18 protein-coding genes are annotated in these 18,246 nt (G+C 49.1%); 11 read left to right on the plus strand and 7 right to left on the minus strand.

The features are described 5' to 3' along the window. Positions 1-63: 63 nt before the first annotated feature. Genes dnaJ through rsgA form a run of 3 tightly spaced genes read left to right on the plus strand, consistent with a single transcriptional unit; the run spans position 64 to position 2,587 of the window. Positions 64-1,191 (plus strand): molecular chaperone DnaJ, encoded by a 1,128-nt coding sequence (gene dnaJ, locus KME12_00060; GenBank protein ID MBW4486164.1) that lies wholly within the window; start codon positions 64-66, stop codon positions 1,189-1,191. After that, a complete protein-coding gene (locus KME12_00065) occupies positions 1,188-1,469 on the plus strand; it encodes a sulfurtransferase TusA family protein (GenBank protein MBW4486165.1) in 282 nt (93 codons plus the stop codon). Before dnaJ ends, KME12_00065 begins: the two co-directional genes overlap by 4 nt. Beyond that, positions 1,466-2,587, plus strand: coding sequence for a small ribosomal subunit biogenesis GTPase RsgA (gene rsgA, locus KME12_00070; GenBank protein MBW4486166.1), 1,122 nt, complete (start codon positions 1,466-1,468; stop codon positions 2,585-2,587). Before KME12_00065 ends, rsgA begins: the two co-directional genes overlap by 4 nt. A 21-nt stretch (positions 2,588-2,608) precedes the next feature. Here the strand turns inward: rsgA and KME12_00075 are convergent, their stop codons facing one another. From KME12_00075 to egtC, 7 genes are all read right to left on the minus strand, one after another. Continuing rightward, entirely contained in the window at positions 2,609-3,838 is a 1,230-nt protein-coding gene (locus KME12_00075) for a DUF445 family protein (protein ID MBW4486167.1), read from the minus strand. Positions 3,839-3,843: 5 nt separating this feature from the next. Next, positions 3,844-4,626, minus strand: coding sequence for a bifunctional demethylmenaquinone methyltransferase/2-methoxy-6-polyprenyl-1,4-benzoquinol methylase UbiE (gene ubiE / locus KME12_00080; GenBank protein ID MBW4486168.1), 783 nt, complete (start codon positions 4,624-4,626; stop codon positions 3,844-3,846). 203 nt (positions 4,627-4,829) lie between these two features. After that, positions 4,830-5,801, minus strand: coding sequence for a response regulator (locus KME12_00085; protein ID MBW4486169.1), 972 nt, complete (start codon positions 5,799-5,801; stop codon positions 4,830-4,832). 425 nt (positions 5,802-6,226) lie between these two features. Then, on the minus strand, positions 6,227-6,574 hold the full coding sequence (locus tag KME12_00090; GenBank protein ID MBW4486170.1) for a hypothetical protein: 348 nt from the start codon (positions 6,572-6,574) through the stop codon (positions 6,227-6,229). A gap of 150 nt (positions 6,575-6,724) precedes the next feature. Beyond that, positions 6,725-7,495 carry an imidazole glycerol phosphate synthase subunit HisF gene (hisF, locus tag KME12_00095; protein MBW4486171.1) on the minus strand — a complete coding sequence of 257 codons (771 nt, stop codon included), beginning with the start codon at positions 7,493-7,495 and terminating at the stop codon, positions 6,725-6,727. 106 nt (positions 7,496-7,601) lie between these two features. Next, the gene (locus tag KME12_00100; protein ID MBW4486172.1) at positions 7,602-8,927 is read right to left on the minus strand and encodes an SUMF1/EgtB/PvdO family nonheme iron enzyme; all 1,326 of its coding nucleotides are present in this window, start codon (positions 8,925-8,927) and stop codon (positions 7,602-7,604) included. Next, positions 8,896-9,684, minus strand: coding sequence for an ergothioneine biosynthesis protein EgtC (gene egtC, locus KME12_00105; protein MBW4486173.1), 789 nt, complete (start codon positions 9,682-9,684; stop codon positions 8,896-8,898). Before egtC ends, KME12_00100 begins: the two co-directional genes overlap by 32 nt. A gap of 440 nt (positions 9,685-10,124) precedes the next feature. Between egtC and KME12_00110 the strand changes: the two genes are divergently transcribed. The 8 genes from KME12_00110 to KME12_00145 all read left to right on the plus strand — a co-directional run bounded on the left by KME12_00110 (position 10,125) and on the right by KME12_00145 (position 18,245). After that, positions 10,125-11,336 carry an FAD-dependent hydroxylase gene (locus KME12_00110; GenBank protein MBW4486174.1) on the plus strand — a complete coding sequence of 404 codons (1,212 nt, stop codon included), beginning with the start codon at positions 10,125-10,127 and terminating at the stop codon, positions 11,334-11,336. Positions 11,337-11,426: 90 nt separating this feature from the next. Then, entirely contained in the window at positions 11,427-11,801 is a 375-nt protein-coding gene (locus KME12_00115) for a VOC family protein (GenBank protein MBW4486175.1), read from the plus strand. 229 nt (positions 11,802-12,030) lie between these two features. Then, the gene (locus tag KME12_00120; GenBank protein ID MBW4486176.1) at positions 12,031-12,561 is read left to right on the plus strand and encodes a GGDEF domain-containing protein; all 531 of its coding nucleotides are present in this window, start codon (positions 12,031-12,033) and stop codon (positions 12,559-12,561) included. Between the two features lie 46 nt (positions 12,562-12,607). Continuing rightward, positions 12,608-12,901, plus strand: a complete 294-nt coding sequence (locus tag KME12_00125; protein MBW4486177.1) for a nucleotidyltransferase family protein — start codon at positions 12,608-12,610, stop codon at positions 12,899-12,901. Further along, entirely contained in the window at positions 12,898-13,245 is a 348-nt protein-coding gene (locus KME12_00130; protein MBW4486178.1) for a DUF86 domain-containing protein, read from the plus strand. The genes KME12_00125 and KME12_00130 overlap by 4 nt, the downstream gene beginning before the upstream one ends. Before the next feature lie 109 nt (positions 13,246-13,354). Further along, entirely contained in the window at positions 13,355-15,772 is a 2,418-nt protein-coding gene (locus tag KME12_00135; protein MBW4486179.1) for a PhoD-like phosphatase, read from the plus strand. Positions 15,773-15,923: 151 nt separating this feature from the next. Continuing rightward, entirely contained in the window at positions 15,924-16,415 is a 492-nt protein-coding gene (locus tag KME12_00140) for a dual specificity protein phosphatase family protein (protein MBW4486180.1), read from the plus strand. A gap of 183 nt (positions 16,416-16,598) precedes the next feature. Then, positions 16,599-18,245, plus strand: a complete 1,647-nt coding sequence (locus tag KME12_00145) for a mechanosensitive ion channel (protein ID MBW4486181.1) — start codon at positions 16,599-16,601, stop codon at positions 18,243-18,245. Position 18,246 lies beyond the last annotated feature (1 nt).

The raw sequence follows: 18,246 nt of genomic DNA on the forward strand, positions 1-18,246 counted from the left end.
GACGATTTATTTCTTGACTTCCTACCCTTTTCGTATCCTCAATTAACCCCAGAACAGCATTCTATGGCCCGCGATTACTATGAAATACTTGGTGTCTCTAGAGACACAGACAAGGAGGAAATTAAGCGTGCCTACCGTCGCTTAGCACGGAAGTACCATCCTGACGTGAATAAAGAGGATGGAGCTGAGGAACGCTTTAAAGAAATTAACCGGGCTTACGAAGTGCTTTCTGAGCCAGAGACTCGCGCTCGTTACGATCGCTTTGGTGAAGCAGGAGTCGGTTCCGCTGCGGGAGCGGGCTACCAAGACTTCAGCGATATGAGCGGTTTTGCAGACATCTTTGAGAGCTTCTTCAGTGGCTTTTCTGGAGGTGCAGGCTCGACAGGCCGTAGACGCGGTGGCCCAGCGAGAGGGGATGACCTGCGACTCGATTTAAAACTAGACTTCCGGGACGCAGTTTTTGGGGGCGAAAAGGAAATTCGCATTAGTCACTTAGAAACTTGTGCCACTTGCAGCGGTTCAGGGGCTAAGCCAGGGACTAGACCGCGCACCTGTTCTACCTGTACGGGTTCTGGACAAGTGCGTCGCGCTACTCGAACCCCGTTTGGTAGTTTTACTCAAGTCTCGGTTTGCCCTACCTGCAATGGTTCTGGGCAAGTGATTGAAGACAAGTGTGAAGTTTGTAGCGGCAATGGCCAAAAGCAGGAAACGAAGAAGCTAAAGATTACGATTCCTGCGGGGGTAGATAATGGGACTCGGTTGCGAGTTTCGAGTGAAGGCGATGCGGGTCAACGCGGTGGCCCTCCAGGCGACCTTTATGTTTACCTCTTTATTAACGAAGATCCTGAGTTTCAACGAGATGGCATCAATGTCCTTTCGGAGATCAAAATCAGCTATCTTCAAGCAATCTTAGGGTGTCGCTTGGAAATAAGTACAGTGGATGGCCCCACTGAACTGCTGATTCCACCTGGAACCCAGCCCAGTACCGTGCTGACCTTGGAAAATAGAGGTGTGCCGCGCCTGGGAAATCCAGTCAGTCGAGGAGATCATCTGATTACCATTTTGATTGACATTCCTAATCGGATCACGACGGAAGAACGAGAGCTACTAGAAAAACTCGCTAAAATTAAAGGCGATCGCACTGGGAAAGGCGGTCTAGAAGGATTTCTCGGAGGACTATTTCGCGGATGAGTAACGCCGAATCACTGAAGAACTCTGGCAAGAACTCTGCTAGCCCAGATGCTCAAATTGATCTGCGTGGAACTCCCTGCCCGCTAAACTTTGTCCGCACTAAGTTGCGCCTAGAGCAAATGGCTCCTGGTTCGCTGCTTGAGGTCTGGCTTGATCCGGGAGAACCGATTGAGCAGGTACCTGACAGTTTGGCAATGGAAGGCTACAGCATTGAGCAAGTAGAAGACCGAGCTGAATTCTTTGCCTTAAGAGTGCGACGACCTACCGTTTCTGCATGAACGTTGCTGGCGTAGAACTCAATGCTGCGGAAGCTGCGCCTCAGCTGCTAGGAACGGTTGTGGCTGTCCAAGCCAACTACTACCAAGTGCGATTAGACGCTGCTCACTTATTACCTGCTGAGCCGGAGGCACTGGAAGTGACGCAGTTGTTGTGTACCCGCCGCGCTCGGCTGAAGAAAATTGGTCAGCAGGTGATGGTAGGCGATCGCGTCTTGGTCGAAGAACCCGACTGGGCAGGGGGACGAGCGGCGATCGCCCAAGTCTTGGCCCGCACCTCGGAGCTGAGCCGTCCGCCCATTTCTAATGTGGATCAAATTTTGTTGGTGTTTGCCTTGGCTGAACCGACGCTAGACCCGCATCAGCTGAGTCGATTTTTAGTTAAAGCTGAATCGACTGGGATAGATGTGGTGCTGTGTTTGAACAAGCGAGATTTGCTCACACCAGCCGAACAACAGCAATGGTGCGATCGCCTGAATCAATGGGGTTATGAACCCATTCTGATTAGTGTCTATCAAGAAGATGGCTTGGCAGTCCTACAGCAGCGCCTGAGCCAAAAAATCACAGTGGTAGCTGGGCCTTCGGGAGTGGGTAAATCCAGCTTAATTAACCATATGGTTCCCACGTTGGACTTACGAGTCGGTCAGGTTTCTGGCAAGTTGGGACGGGGACGGCATACCACTCGGCATGTGGAACTATTTGAGTTACCCGCCGGGGGGTTGCTGGCTGATACGCCTGGGTTTAACCAGCCCGAATTAGATAGTGCGCCAGAAGAGTTAGCCAACTATTTTCCAGAAGCACGACGACGTTTGGCAGATATCTCTTGCCAGTTCAATGACTGCTTACACCGCGATGAGCCTAATTGTGCGGTTCGGGGGGATTGGGAGCGGTACGAAGGCTACCTCAATTTACTGGAGAAAACGATCGCTCGCCAAGCTGCGATCGCCCGACTCAAAGACGCAGAATCGACTACTAAAGCCAAAACTAAAGAAGAAGGGCAAGTCCAGCAAGAACCCAAGCTGGAAAGCAAAAAGTATCGGCGTGTATCCCGACGGGTGCAACAACAAAACCTGAAGGAACTTTACAAAGACATTGAAAGCGGTTTAGTTGAGCCTGACTGACCGTGATTGAATGCCCCTAGGTCAACGCAGCAAAAACGAGATGCTCTGGAAAGAGCCAATGACGAAGCCAAGAATGCCGCCTAAATTCACGATCGCTTGTAGCTCGCTACGGACAATCCCTTGAATGGCCATCTCCAAATCAGCCGACGAAGTGGCTTTGACGCGATCGATAATCACTTGATCGATGTCTAAAATTGGAATTGCTTGAGCCACAATAGATTCTAAATCTCGTTCTAGGTACCGTTCTAGCACTAAAGCCAATTCCTGACTCACTGTCCCTAACGACGCATTGACTACAGCAGAATTGCGGAGGCGGCTGAGAACTACCGTGGCAAGGTTTTCCCAGTCAATCGATTTGCTCAAACCTTGTAAAACATCCGAGCCCCGGTTTTGGATATATAGCCGGACGCTGTCGCGCATAGTTTTGCGGAGCTGCCGCACGGTAGAAACAGGTAAATTCTGTAAAGAGAGATTTTGTAGCCACTCTCTCAAGCGCTGTCTCACTGCCAAGGACAAAGTCAGTTCGGCGATGCGAGCGTTGCTAGCCTCCCGTTCATCGAGGCAGAAAGTGCGGAGGCGAGTCAAGGAGTTCCGTAGCCCAAACAGGTTGGCAACGACCCAGTAAGTACCGCTGGCTTTTTCGCGGAAACCTTCATCAATAATTTGAATGTTGCGATCGGTCAAAAAATCGACCAAAGCTTGACGAATTGCATCTGGCGGTAACACGACTTGTAACAGCCATTCTGATAGCTTATTTGCTTGGTCTTCTGTCAGTTGAAACTCCAACAGAACTTGATCAAAAATTTGATTCAGTTGGGTTTCGAGAAAATCTTCTCGTCGCGCTAGCACTTTCAGGAGCCGAGGCATTGATTGGCCTAACAGATCCCGCAGAATGCCACCTAAGATTTTGGCAGTTTTTTGTTCTTTATCCGCTTGAACTTGATCCAGACCTAATTGCAGCAACCAGAGAATTGCTGCTTGGACTCGCTCTGTCTTGAGCAGACGACGAGCTAAATTTTGTAATTCCTCCGGAGTCAACAAAGACCCCATAATCGTGTCAGCAATGCGTTTCGCTAACCGTTCCTGGTTTTTAGGAATCAAGCCAGGAGTAAACGGCAGTTGCTTCTTGCCTAGGTAGTAAGGCCGATAGGGGCGAAACAGCATTTTGATGGCAATATCATTGGTGAAATAGCCAATGATGCCACCGACAACAGGAGGACCAGCGAAAAGCCAGAGGTTAGACAACTCCAAGGTACTTAGTCAGATCCTTTTGTCACAACTAGTACTCCCATCGTACCCCCGGCGATCGGGTAGTGTGTGGCTTCCGTAAAGCCAGCTTGATAAGCTAGATGCACTTGCTCGGAGCCAATCGGGAACTTTTCGAGGCTGGGACTGAGGTAGGCATACTCTTCGCGCAGATTAAATTGTTCGGCTAGAGGCACCACAATGTTGTTGAGATACCAGGCTTGAAAGGCTTGAAATTCCTGGTTGGCGGGACGATGAAAGTCTAGGATTGCTGCTTTGGCCTTTGGCTTGAGCACCCGGTGTAATTCCTCTAGGCTGCGCCGAATGTCGGTGACGTTACGCAGGCCATAGCCCATTGTGGCAGCGTCAAACTGCGCTTCTGAAAACGGCAGATTTAATGCGTCCGCCTGAACCCAATTGATGATGGGAGGGCAAGAACTGGCTTCTAGCCGCTGCTGAGCGATCGCCAACTGCGCTTTTGAGAAATCCGCCCCAAAAACTTGACCCGTAGAGCCGACTTGCCGCGCTAGTCGTTGAGCTAAATCACCGCTGCCGCAGCATAAGTCTAGGCAGGTGTCTCCGGGTTGAGCATCGCTCCATTTGACTGCCATTTGCTTCCAAATCCGGTGCTGCCCCAAACTCAACCAGTCATTGAGTTGGTCATAGATCGGAGCAATCCGGTCAAAAAGAGCTTGGATCGGAGCGGCTTGATCCGCGTTTTGTAACTCTACAGTTTTAGAGGAACTGAGGAGATCTTCTGGGAGAGGGGGGGTGCGATCGCAATTGGGTGTCATTGCCAAACTTTTGAAACCGAATCAAAAATAGGTCGGTTACACTAGCCTACTACTCTAGCTGGGTAAGAGAGGCAAGCTGGCTAACTAAACACCACACAGCATACTCCATTATTTTGGAGTGTAATTATTTCCAGAGTGTAGCCAGGGGCGATCGCGCTTTACACCTCAAAACATAAAAGTACATTTTTAGAACAACCTGAAGCCTAAACCACGGGTCGGTAATAGCGAGTGCAGGTTAAGGCCAAGGCAACTTGTTGAGCGGATAGGTGAATTAGGGTCAACTCATCTTCGCGCAACTTGCAAGGCTTTTTCCATTGCAGCGACAGTACGGCTAAGATTTCACCACGGTAGGTAATGGGGACGATGAGATGTGCTTGAACTCCAGATGCTTGATAGTGCCCCACACTCGCCAAGGAGTCGTCGGTAGGGATATTGACCGCCACTTGCATTTGCTGACTGGCGATCGCTTCCTTCGCTAACGGATCTTGATCCAGCCAATTTTCTAGACCGCCAGTAGCACTATAAATACCTTGAGTAGCCACTAAAGCATTACCTTCCACCAGTTGGAGAATACAGCCGTGGGCGGAAAAGTTTTTGCCAAAGGCGATCGCGATCGGTTCCAGACAAGCTTCTAAACTGGCAGAACTTTGAGCCACTTGGACAATCGCCGAAAGCAGATTGGTTTGGGCTTGAGCCCGCCGTAGCTCCTCAGTGCGTTGCTTTAGCAACTCATAGGTCTCTGCGGCGCGTTGCACTACGGCCTTCAGTTCATTTGGGTCCCAAGGCTTGGTGATGTACTTGTACACCTGTCCAGAGTTGATGGCTTCTACCAAGTCCTCAACATCTGTAAAGCCTGTAAGGATGATCCGCATGGTATTGGGAAACTGCGGCACGGTTTTGCTGAGAAACTCAGTGCCCTTCATCTCTGGCATCCGTTGGTCAGAGATGATCACCGCTACTTCACCTTCAGTGGCAAGTACGTCTAACGCTAGGACACCACTCTCAGCTCGCAGTACTTGAAAATCACGCCGAAAGGTGCGGTAGAGCAAATCCAGGTTATCTGGCTCATCATCTACCACGAGCATTTTAGGTTTTTGAGGTTTTTCTAGGCTCATTAACTGACGACTAATACTATCAAGTTCGGGGATGGCAAGTTCAGGGATGGCGTTGTCCATACGGGTGTTAATAGACTCCTGCAAAAAATCTGGGTGAGCAACTCATCCACTTTATCCAAAGTTCCCAAAGATACCCGGTAAGCCTGCAAATAAAGTAGTGAATATTAAACGTTAAATTCTTCCAACGTCAAATTGAGCATTGCCACAACGCCAGTTTCGGTGGCAATGCCAAGATTGAATAGATTGAACCCTGTATGAAACCAGATGGCTAGAGATGAAAGTGCAGCCTTAAGACACTCGGTTTAATTCTCTTAGTTTCGGCTCTAGCTCTATGTTTCTAACCCTGTTAGGAAAGGTTAAGTAAGTTTGTATAATTTTGACGTTAAGTTTCAGTTCTTATCCAGTTCTAAGCTTCATCGTTCTAGCAAAAACTGTTAGGACTTAATGACTTATTAGAAATATTTGCTTCGCGCGATTTTGCTAATTTAGGGTTTTACAGTTGCGAAAGTTTTGGGAGCACGCTTCGGTAAAGGTTCCCGGTGAAAAGAAGCTGTAAACTGGGCTGCTTCTTCAGCTTGGATTTCCCAAACTGGCAACTCAGAAAAAGTATGGGTTACATAGGTGCGTTGGGTGAGTTGGCTCACATAGCCCATGTAGTCGCTCATCATGAAGCAAACTCCCATGATTGCCGCTGCTGCGGTCGCCACCAAGCACCCAGCCAGCATCAAAGAAAATTCTTGCTGCTCAATGGCTTTTTGCATCAAGCGCAAAGCCCAGACCACCAGAGCAGTAACAATCACAAAAATAGCTAAAACAATGAGAGAAGTAAACATTAGTTGTTTACGAAACGCAATCTTTACGGATTGTAACAGATATTAAGATATCTCTGCCTCTGGAGGAAGGCAGGAGTCTAACCTTAACCTTTGTTTCAATCTAGGAGTTGCATTTTGTCCCTATTAAAGGCTGGAATTCAGATCAGTAAGTTAGAGCAGCCGCACTGGGACTTGATGTTCGGCTAAGTGATGTTTAATTTGGCTGACTGTTAATTGCCCATAGTGGAGTAGAGAGGCCAGCAAAGCCGCTTCTGCCCTACCTTCGGTCAAGACTGTGTGGATATGCTCACAGTTACCCGCTCCGCCTGAGGCAATCACTGGAATTTGTACCTGCTCAGCAATGGTACGAGTTAGCTCCACGTCATAGCCTGCTTGAGTACCATCGGCATCCATACTCGTGATTAGGAGTTCGCCTGCTCCGCGTTGCTCTACTTCTTTGGCCCAAGCGATCGCGTCTAGCCCGGTGTTTTCTCGTCCCCCCCGTACAAACACATCCCACCCTGGGTTGGCAGGATCTTGTCGCCGCCGAGCGTCAATGGCAATTACGATGCACTGTCTACCGAAGCGATCGCTGGCTCGATTAATTAGATCGGGGTCGCGCACCGCTGCTGAATTTAGGCTGATTTTGTCAGCTCCCGCTCTTAACAGATTTTTAATGGTTTCTAAGTTTTGGATGCCTCCACCTACAGTCAAAGGGATAAACACCTGTTCTGCGGTGCGGTGAACTACATCGAAAATAATCCCTCGGTCTTCGTGGGTCGCGGTAATGTCTAGAAAGACTAGCTCATCTGCCCCCGCTTCGTTATAGGCTTGCGCTAACTCCACTGGATCGCCAGCGTCACGCAAATCTACAAAGTTTACGCCTTTAACGACTCGGCCTGCTTTGACATCTAAACAGGGCAAAATCCGCTTTGCTAACATTGCCATTCCCTTGTAACTAATCGAGATGGATTGCTGAATTCTGGCTCCTGAATTCTGGCTTTTTGTATTCTCTCATTAAGGCTGCTGGAGAAAGGCTCAAAAAATTCTAAACCTCTGACCTATCTGAGGCCGCGATCGCAGGCTCTACATCTTGGGTACAGCGAAAGCCAGCGAGAATTTGTCGGGTGCCAGGGTCATACCAATTACGAAAGGCAGAGCGCAATCCCCAAGGCCGAGTTACCCAACTGCCGCCCCGCAACACGCGATGCTGCCCATCAAAATACACTTGAGAGTAGCCACGATAGGGGTAGAATTCAAACCCATCGTAGCCATCAAACCAAGAAGCAGTCCATTCCCAGACATTGCCCAGCATGTCGTAGCAACCATAGGCGCTTTGCCCGGATGGGTAAACATCAACGGCTGTTGTTTGACCTTGCAAATGGTCGTGGTTACATCGCTCAGCACTCGGAAAGGCTTCGCCCCAAGGGTAGGTTTGGCGCTGTTGAGTTTGGGGATGCCAACTTGCTGCTTTTTCCCACTCGGCTTCTGTGGGTAGGCGTTTTCCAACGAAGCGAGCATAAGCTTCCGCCTCATAACAACTCACTCCACAAACGGGATGGTCTGCCCAATCAGGTTCATCTCGCCAGTAGAGGGGTTGAGTAATGGCGTTTGTCTGTCGCCACTGCCAACCTGCTGCTGACCAATATTCTGAATGGTCGTAGCCTCCAGCCGTAATAAATTGGCGGTATTGGCCATTGGTAACGGGGTAGCGATCGATCCAGTAAGTTTCGAGATGAACTGGGTGTACTGGGCGTTCGTTATCGATCGCGTCTAGGGAGTCATTGCCCTGCTCAAAACTTCCGGCAGGAATGCAGATCATTTCGCCCCAAGTGCGAGAAACTGCTTGGGTTTGAGAGGGATGTAGCTTCGGTTGTAGCTCTGCACCAGAAGTCCAACGGTGTAATTGCAGGAGAAAGCTAATGGTTTCACTGTGTTGGCTTTCGTGTTGTAACAGCCAGTGCCAAAGCCTTTCTTGCTCGTTGAGGGGCGCTATTTGCAAGTATTGAAGTACTTGGGCTCGGACTGCTTCTAGATACTCACAAATCTCCTCAAAATTAGGTAGGTTGCAGCGCTCTGCTTTGGGTAGGCCATCGGCAGCAAACAAACGGCGGTATTGGGGGAGTAGGGGTGGTTGACCTGCACAATGTTCCAGAATCCATAGCCCTTCACTGAAGGCAATGTGTCCCAAATGCCAACCAATGGGGCTAAATTCGGGATGAATTTGTTGGCGAAATGTCTCAGCATCAACGCTTTGAAATAAAGCGAGGGTGCCCACGCGGCAGTCTTGCAACCATTGCTGCATTTGCTGCCGTTGTAACTCTAGCTGGCTGAGCCGTGGGTCAGATGGAGCGAATCTGGATGTCGAGGTCATCTTCTACTGTCAGAATGCTACGTTCTGGGCAAGTGATCCAATCTCCGGCGAACAAAGGCTCAGAGGCCACGACTACGGCATTGGGAAGCGTGGGGTCGTCGCGCAGCCAGTGCAGGGAGGGGGTAGAGGTCTGACTGGCAAAGCGAGACGCAATCAACCGTTTGCCATCGCTGATCAGGATATTGGCCGAAAACTCTAACTGCTGTCTCTCGGTGAGATCAGAGAGGGTGATGAGAGTTTGGTGCAGAGCATCTTCTAGAGGTTTTTCTGGAGCTTGGTTCCAGTAATGGAGTAATAGCGCGAAGATGTACTCTGAGTCGGTTGTTCCCTGAATAATTTGATGAGATTTCTCATCCAGGCGATCGCAAATGGCTTTCCTCAATGTGTGCCGGAAATTTTTGATGAGGCCATTATGCATGAACAAGACGGAATCTTGCTGAAAAGGCTGGCAATTACTCAAATCAACACCAAGGCCTGCCGTAGCACTGCGGACGTTGGCTAGGATGCAGCCTGATTCGATGTAGCGGCTGAGGCTGGAGAGGTTGGGGTCGTTCCAGATGGGTAGGGTGTTTTTGTAAGTAAAGGGGTTTGTTGCTTGCTGGGGGTGGTACCAACCAATGCCAAAACCATCGGCGTTGAGTATGCCAGAGGTCATTTCACGGGGCTGGTAGCTTTGGACGATGAGTGAGTGCTCAGGCTTGTTGAGCAGGCGATCGAGCGGAATGGATGGCCCTAAGTAGCCTAGTAAACGGCACATGCTAGGGGAGTAGCTCCTGGGTGAGTAAGGAAATGTGAAGGGTTGCGGTCTTTTCTGAGTCTACTGAGGATTTTTGGAAATGGTTGAGGTGGGTGATTGTTTGGCTCTTTTGGGGAAGAGCCGAACCTTTGAGGGCACCTGCCCCCAAACCCCCGCTGAGGGACGGTTGCGTCCCCCAGACCCCCTCCAAACGAAGTTGAGTGTCAGCGTTTCGATACCTGGAATTGTTAGTTCTTCTTTCCTCACTCCTCTCCCCTTACTCCTTACTCTCTGGCTTCTGAGTCCAGACTTCTCACCCTTTTCATCCCTCCTCCCTCATCCTTGCTCCTTCATCCCTCATCCTTGCTCCTTCATCCCTCATCCTTGCTCCCCTCGCCTGTTCGCGTAACAATTAAGAAAAATCACGATTTCTCAGGCTGTTTTATTAAAGACGGTTAAGCATGGTTGCTTTTGACTATGATTTGGCGATCGCGGGTGGCGGCATTGCAGGGACGCTGCTGGCTTGTGCGTTGCGGAATTCGGAGTTGCGGGTGGCGCTGATTGAGGCGCGACCTCGGACGGCGGGGCTGAGCAGACGGCAGGCTTACGCGGTGACGTTACTGTCGGGCAAAATTTTTGAAGGTTTGGGGTTGTGGCAGGAAATTTTGCCGAAGGTGACGACGTTTTGCCAGATTCGGCTCTCGGATGCGGATCATCCAAATGTAGTGCGATTTCTGCCGGAGGATTTGGGCACGGAGGCGCTGGGCTATGTGGCGGAGCACCATGTCATCATGCGATCGCTGTATGACTGTTTGGACAAAAGCCCGAATATTACGGAGTTGTGTCCGGCGGAGGTCGTGCAGGCGCATTATCAACCGGATGGGGTTGAGCTGAAGGTGGCAGTTGAGGGAGAAATGCGCACGATTCGCACGCGGTTGCTGGTGGCGGCGGATGGATCGCGATCGCCACTTCGGCAACAAGCAGGGATTCGCACCCGTGGCTGGAAGTATTGGCAGTCTTGCATTACTTGTGTAATTCAGCCGGAAAAGAACCACGGCAGTATTGCCTATGAGCGGTTCTGGCCCAGTGGCCCGTTTGCGATTTTGCCGCTCCCTGAAAATCGTTGCCAAATTGTCTGGACGGCTCCTCATGCGGAAGCGAAGGCGATGGCTGATCTAGATGATGAATCTTTCTTGGCAGAACTCTCTCGGCGCTATGGCGACCAAATGGGCAAGTTATCTCTGGCAAGCGATCGCTATGTGTTTCAGGTGCAGTTGATGCAGAGCGATCGCTACACGTTACCGCGTTTGGCGTTGGTAGGAGATGCGGCCCATTGTTGCCATCCGGTGGGTGGTCAAGGCTTGAATATGGGAATTCGGGATGCCGCTGCTTTAGCGCAGGTGCTATTGCAAGCCCACCAAAAAGGAGAAGACATTGGTGACTTGAAAGTGCTACGACGCTATGAACGCTGGCGCAAATCGGAAAACCTAACGATCCTCGGCTTTACGGATCTCCTCGATCGCTGTTTTTCTAGCAATTGGCTACCCTTAGTGGTCATCCGCCGTTTGGGTCTCTGGCTGATGCGAACTCTGCGACCTTTGAAGTATCTAGCTCTACGATTGATGACGGGTCAAACAGGGCGATCGCCACAACTGGCAAGACATGAGCAGTGATCACATGGATAGCAGCAATGAGGTGGGTTACCTTTGAGCACAATACTTCACCTAGAGATGAATCTTGAGAAAATGCTGGGAACGGTATGAATGTTGAGTCCTGCTATTTCATTAATAGTTCTGAGAACTGCAAATCTGGAAGCTTGCTTGACGTTCTACCGCAGATTAGGACTGGAGCTAGTCGCAGAGAAGCATGAGCGAGGGCCTGTTCACTACTCTTGCGCTCTAGGGAGTTTAGTGCTTGAAATTTATCCGGGCTCTGTTGGTATTGCACCTGAACCTAAAGTAGGTGGAGCGACGATGATTGGCTTTTGCGTCAGTTCATTACATGACACCCTAACTGCATTGCAGGATTTGTCTGTCAAAGTTTTGTCTTCACCTACAACGTCAGCTTGGGGATTGCGAGCCGTAGTTCTCGATCCAGATGGTCGTGCGATTGAACTAGTAGAACAAGGTAGCGAATGATGATGCAAGTGGATGATAAGAGTGGAAGTTGGTCTGCACGCATAAAATAATTATGGCTTCTTCAAGTCGTGGGCTACGTTACAGAATAGGTTCATGCTGTTGACGGTGTTATAACGTTCTGCGCACAGTCAAACCAGTAGAATGGGTTACGCTACGCTAACCCATATGGTCATTTGGTGGTACTTATTTCCAATCAAGATTTCTCTAATCTGGAAATATTTTAGGTATTGTGATTTACCCCTCTCACAAATATCAGAGCATCCAATCTGAGTTTTTCTCTCAATTGATTGAACAGGGAATTCCTCAGATAGGAATTGTCTTGATAGATGTTGATCAGCTCATTCTCTTTAATGATAAGTATGGTCATCATAAAGGAGATGAGGCATTAGAAGAAATTGTTCATATTATTGCTCACGAAGTTCCACCGAGTTGTGAAGCCAACCGTGTTGGTGGGGAAGAATTTCTGATTCTCTTGCCAGAACTCGACTTGACAGAAGTTGTTTCAGTGGCCGAGGCAATTCGTAAAAGAGTAGAAACTTCGTTCTTGGACTTACCTAAGCGGAGTCGGCTCTGTTCATTCGATTTTTCTGTTTGTACTAGAATAGAAACCTCACTAACTATTACATGTGCGATCGCGTTTTATCCACAGCATGGCAAAATGCTGAGCGAGATCCTAGAAGTAGCCGATAAGGCCATGTATGAGGGAGCAAAACAACTGGGTGGAAATAAAACAGCGTTAGCTGGTAATGTAGAAATTTAAGGTGATGAAACGGCGCATTTTACTTTGTTCTAAAAGTGTTGCTGGCATGAAGACACTAGAAGAAATTAGACAAGGGTTAGTACAACATAAGACTGTATTACAGGAACGATATAAGGTTAGTGAACTAGGAATCTTTGGCTCTTATGTGCGGCAGGAGCAGACAGAAACTAGTGATGTGGATGTGCTGGTGGAGTTTTCCGAAATACCAAGCTTGTTGAAGTTTATTAATTTAGAAAATTATCTCAGTGATAATCTAGGGGTCAAAGTCGATTTGGTGCATAAGTCTGGCTTGAAGCCTCGATTGGGAGAAAGGATTTTAGCAGAGGTGGTCTACCTTTGACTAAACGGCAACTGGAAGACTATTTACAGGACATTTTGGATGCGATCGCCGCTATTGAGCAGTTCACAAGAGGCATTGAGTTTGAAGATTTCTCGCAAAATTTAGAAAAAGTGTTTGCAGTTTCAAGAGCGATCGAAATTATTGGTGAGGCTGTGAAGCGAATTCCTGATCCTGTGAGAAGCCAGTATCCTACTATTCCTTGGAGAGATATTGCAGGAATGCGGGATAAGCTGATTCATGATTACTTCAATACAGATGTAGAAATCCTCTGGAGAGCGGTTCAGGAAGACGTTCCAGCGCTAAGAATCATGATCTCTAGCGTTCTAGAAGATTTGCGAAAATAATCTCCTACTGACAAATTCAAAAACTCTTGCGATCGCCCCTCCCAGCGGTTGTCTTGTAAGCAAGAATACAATTTTCGGCTAGACTACTGGAATCATTGGGTAGTTTGCGATGAAAGACCAAGCCTGGGACGAGTTTTTGAGTGAACTGCCCCTGATATTAGCAGGGCCAATTCTGCAACATACAGACTCGGAATCAGTCACAGTCTGGTTAGCCTTGAGACAGCCGTGTCAAGTAGAACTCAAGATCTACGAAACAACAGATAATGGTGAAGTCTTGGGCAATAGCCTATCCACAGGAAGCCGCTCCACTATAGCGCTAGGCAAGTTTTTGCATGTGGTTGCGGTGACCGCTCATGCTACCAAGCAGCAGATCAACAGCGATCGCATCTACGCCTATGATCTCCAGTTTCTCATGGAGGATACGAAGCTTCAGCAGACACTCCAGCAAGCTCTCTGTTCTAGCCAATTTCCGACAGTCAGTATTAGCTACTTTGCTCACCAAAAACCCACTTTTGTTCTATCTCCCACTCAACTACAAGATCTACGCATGGTGCAGGGTTCTTGCCGCAAATCCCACGGTAATGGATTTGATGCCCTACCCATTCTCGATTGCTTGATAGAGGAAACAGCGTCGCAACCTCGATGTCGTCCTCACCAGTTGTTCCTCACCGGAGATCAAATTTACGGAGATGATGTGGCAGACCCTTTGTTATGGGTCGCTACCAATCTGGGTGATGCTCTCTTAGGTTGGGAAGAGAAGCTTCCGGTTGGGCGAAGAGAGCCAAATAATGTGGTGTATCGCATGCCCAAAGATTTACCTGCTGGGCAACGAGCCGAGATAGCAACCACGCAGGCAGGTTTCACTGCAGGATTACACCAGCAACGAACCAAGGCCAACAGTCATCTCCTGAGCCTGGGTGAGTATTATGCCTCTTATCTATTAGCTTGGTCTCCGGTCTGCTGGCCCACACCGCTCCCGACTGGAAAGGAGATGACTGGCGATCGCTCAGCCAGGAAATGTTGGGATCGCGAAGCTAGGGATATGCGGCAGTTTATCTATACTTTGTGGAAAGTGCGGCGTGCCCTTGCCAATATCCCGGTATACACGATCTTTGATGATCATGATGTTAGTGATGACTGGAACCTAAACCAAGCTTGGTGTCTCCGAGTATTGGGCCGCCCTCTAGGACGGCGAGCGGTGCAAAACGCCTTGTTAGCTTATGGGGTGTTTCAAGCATGGGGGAATACGCCAGAGCAATTTATATCGGGAACATTCGGTGCAAGACTTTTGGCTGCTGCCCAAGCCTGGTCTGACTCTGAGGGAACAGATACGACTGCTTATGAGGCGATCGCTCGTTATGTTGGCATGCCCAGCCGTGACCCCCTCACAGGCTTACCTACTTTTGTCTCCGATGGACCTGTGCTGATACTAGAACGGCATCCAGAAGCGATCACCTGGCACTATACAGTCCGAAGTGCTTGCCATGAAGTATTGGTGCTAGATACACGCACTTGGCGGGGTTATCCAGCAGACCAAAAAGCGATCGCTCCACCCATGCTGCTTTCTCCTCAAGCCTTTGAGCGACAACTCACTATTCCGCTCCGAGCCACAGCTCAGCAAGAAGAGAATTACTCACAGATCCAGGCTACGTTCATCATTGCTCCAACCAATGTGTTTGGGATGAAAGTGATTGATCAGATTCATCAATGGCAGTTAAGCAAGAATAAGGTATTTGCTACAGATGTAGGCGATGCTTGGAACATCCACACTGAAGCTCTGGCGCAACTTCTCACTACTTTGTTTGCTCAACGCCAACAGGTGATCGTGATGTCTGGGGATATCCATTACAGCTCTGTGGTGCGTCTCTCTCGTCAAAGCCATTTACCCTCTGCTGACCCCGCCTCTGTCTTGGTGCAATTGACCTGTAGTGCACTAAAGAATGAAGAACCCCTGACTCGGCTGATTCACACGCGGTTGAAGGGTTGGCTGCTGCCAGAAAAGGCTCGTTATTGGATAGGGTGGAGCAAGTCACCTGATATGGTAGAACTCTCAGCCAAACAGTTGCCCCATCTTCGCCGTGGAACTTTCTCTCTCTCTAAGAAAGGTTCTGGAAAAGCGATCGCATCTCTCCAAGCAGATAACTTCCCCTCTACGCAACCTGATTGGAGTTGTGCTTTGGAATGGATGCCCCGAGATCAAACACGGGTTTCTCCTTTTGGGGTTGAGGTGTCGTGGTTGCTACCTCCTTGGAGACGAGCTAGAAACGCCAAACACCGATGGCTGCAACCTTTCCTGATTTGGAGATCTCGCTGGTTCCAAGATGGACGAGAAGTGGTGGGACTAAACAATTTGGCGCTGATCCGGTTTGAAGCAACCAGTGGCAGTGAACCTAATGTGATCGCGCAGTATGTCTATTGGTTCTCGCCTTGGTCCCCCACCCAACTTGTTTACAGCCGCTTTGTTAGCTCCCTTACCCCAAATCAAGCATTGTTGGCAAAGATGCAGCCTAAACACCATCCTAAATAGCGCAAGGAGTTATCAATCGCTCAACTGCCTACTGATGCTAGGCTAGCTCTCAGCGTTAGTTCTTCCAAGCAATGTGAACAACATCTACTATCGTTTGGTGAGTCGAGTTGTAAAACCAGCCAATGGTTTTGCTGCTGCAATAGAGCAAGAGATGCTTGTCTATGGAGCCCGTCGTCCTGGATTTCCCTTGCCCTCGGTTCCCCGGATCTTTGTAGATGAATGGCTGACTTTTATGCTCACTCAAGAGATTCGACGCGTTGTCTGTCTATTGCCCCAGCATCAACTATCTTCCTATAACCAGCTCTTAGACTTTTATCACCAGGCCTTTGGTGTTGATAAAGTTTGCTGGGCACCAATTAAAGACTTTCATTTTGCGGATGCCCTAACTTTAACCGACTTGGTCTTACCCTTCCTAGCAGAAGCTGAACGCATGCAGGAAAAAACGGTAGTCCATTGCTCTGGTGGCATTGGGCGAACTGGGCATGTATTAGCAGCTTGGTTAGTCAGCTTTCGGGGCCTGTCCAATGTTGAAGCGATTGCTGCAGTTAAACGAAGCGGGCGCAACGCCCAAGAAGCGGGTAATCAAGGTTTAGATGAACTACTAAATATTTGTCGAAATAAGTTTGCTCAAGAGTCTATCTAGTCTCAAATACTGCTTTACCACATGCAGGTTTAGTCACTAAAGGCGAGCTTGTGAGCCGTCATGCAATATGACAGGTATGGTGCCTACCAACAGGGAGAAGACAGCGCTGGGAGTTAAGTGTTAGAACGCTACAAGCATTCATCGCTCAAAAGGCGACCATAACTCTGTATCAAGGTTCTCCCGGTGCTAGTGACGCTGAATCGGTATTTAACTGCTCTCTCTCGGTCACTTAGAACGGTTGGAGTGGCGATCGCGTTAATCTGCCTACTGGTGCTGAGCCCAACTTTAGCTCAGGCGCAATCTGCGGACAAAGCGCCTGTCGTTCTAGATGGTCGCACCATCTTTCGCGTTAGTGCTTCGGGAGACTTTAGCGCTAATGACCGAGCCGATTTGATTAACTTGCAACTGCGGGAAGTGGTTCAGAACCCAGAGCCAGCCCTGGTCAAGGTAGAAGAGCGAAATCAATTACCGACCATTGTGGTGAACGATCGCTATCTGTTGACGGTGACTAGCCGAGATACAGTTTTGGCTCATACCCCAATGGACCAAGCCCTAATTTGGGCAGAACAAATTCAAGCATTAGTGCAGGAGTCACAAACCGAACGCGGCAGCCAGTTTGTTCGGAAGGCAATGTTGATGGCAGCTAGTGTTTTGCTCACTGCCTTTGCCATCCATCTGTTGCTAGGGCGTTTCTGGCATTACTCCCTGCGTCCAGGATTCCAGCGCTGGTTTCCCGCGACTACTGCCCATGAAGGACAGCCTCATTTGCTCGATCTGTTTCTGTATCTAAGTTTGGCGATCGCGCGGGCAGTTCTGTGGATCGGGTCAGCATTTTATGTCATGAACCTGTTTCCAGTGTCTCGGCAGTGGAGCTACGGCGCACTCAATACCTTGCTAACGAGTTTTACGGCTCCCATCATCACTTTGGGCAGGCAAGCCTACTCGATTATTGATTTGCTGGTTCTCGCAGGTTTGCTATTAGGGTTGATAGGTCTTGCTGGAGCGCTGACCAATGTTTTGCGATCGCGGATTCTCAGTGTATCTGGCATCAATCGCAGTGCTCAAGAAGCAGTTGCGATCATCACCAAATACACGCTGATTTTCATTGGCTCTATTGTGCTGCTGCAAATTTGGGGTTTGGACATCACCTCATTGGCGATCGTGGCTAGCGCCCTAGGGGTAGGGATTGGCTTTGGCTTTCAGGATATTGCTAAGAACTTTGGTAGTGGTGTGGTGTTGCTGTTTGAGCGACCTGTACAAGTCGGTGACTTTATAGAAGTAGGAGAATATGAGGGCACGATTGAACGGATTGGAGCCCGCAGCACCATTATCCGTACACTTGACCAAACTTCTATTATTGTCCCGAACTCTCGGCTGTTAGAAGGAGAAGTCAAGAACTGGACCTACCATAGCTCCGTCGCGCGTTTGCATTTGCCTGTGCATGTGGCTTACCAGTCTGACCCAAATGTGGTGCGTTCTGTGTTGCTAGAAGCAGCGAAGGCTCATCGGGATGTCTTAAATGTGCCAGCGCCTCAGGTTTGGTTTAAAGGGTTTGGTGAATCTGCGCTGAATTTTGAGTTGCTAGTTTGGACGGCGGAGCCTAGCAAACAGTATTTTTTGAAGAGTGAGCTTTACTTCCGGATGGAAGCTTCATTAAAGCAACGCCAGATTGAGATTCCCGTGCCGCAACGCGATTTACATATCCGTTCTGGAGCACTAGAACTTTCTCCCCAACTCCAAAAAGCGATTCTCCAGCTGTCCGCTAAGTTACAAGTAGAGGCTCTCAACGAACCTGATTCTGCAAAGAAGTCAATGAATAGAGAACAATAAC

The organism is Trichocoleus desertorum ATA4-8-CV12 (assembly GCA_019358975.1).
Classification (GTDB): Bacteria; Cyanobacteriota; Cyanobacteriia; order FACHB-46; family FACHB-46; genus Trichocoleus; species Trichocoleus desertorum_A.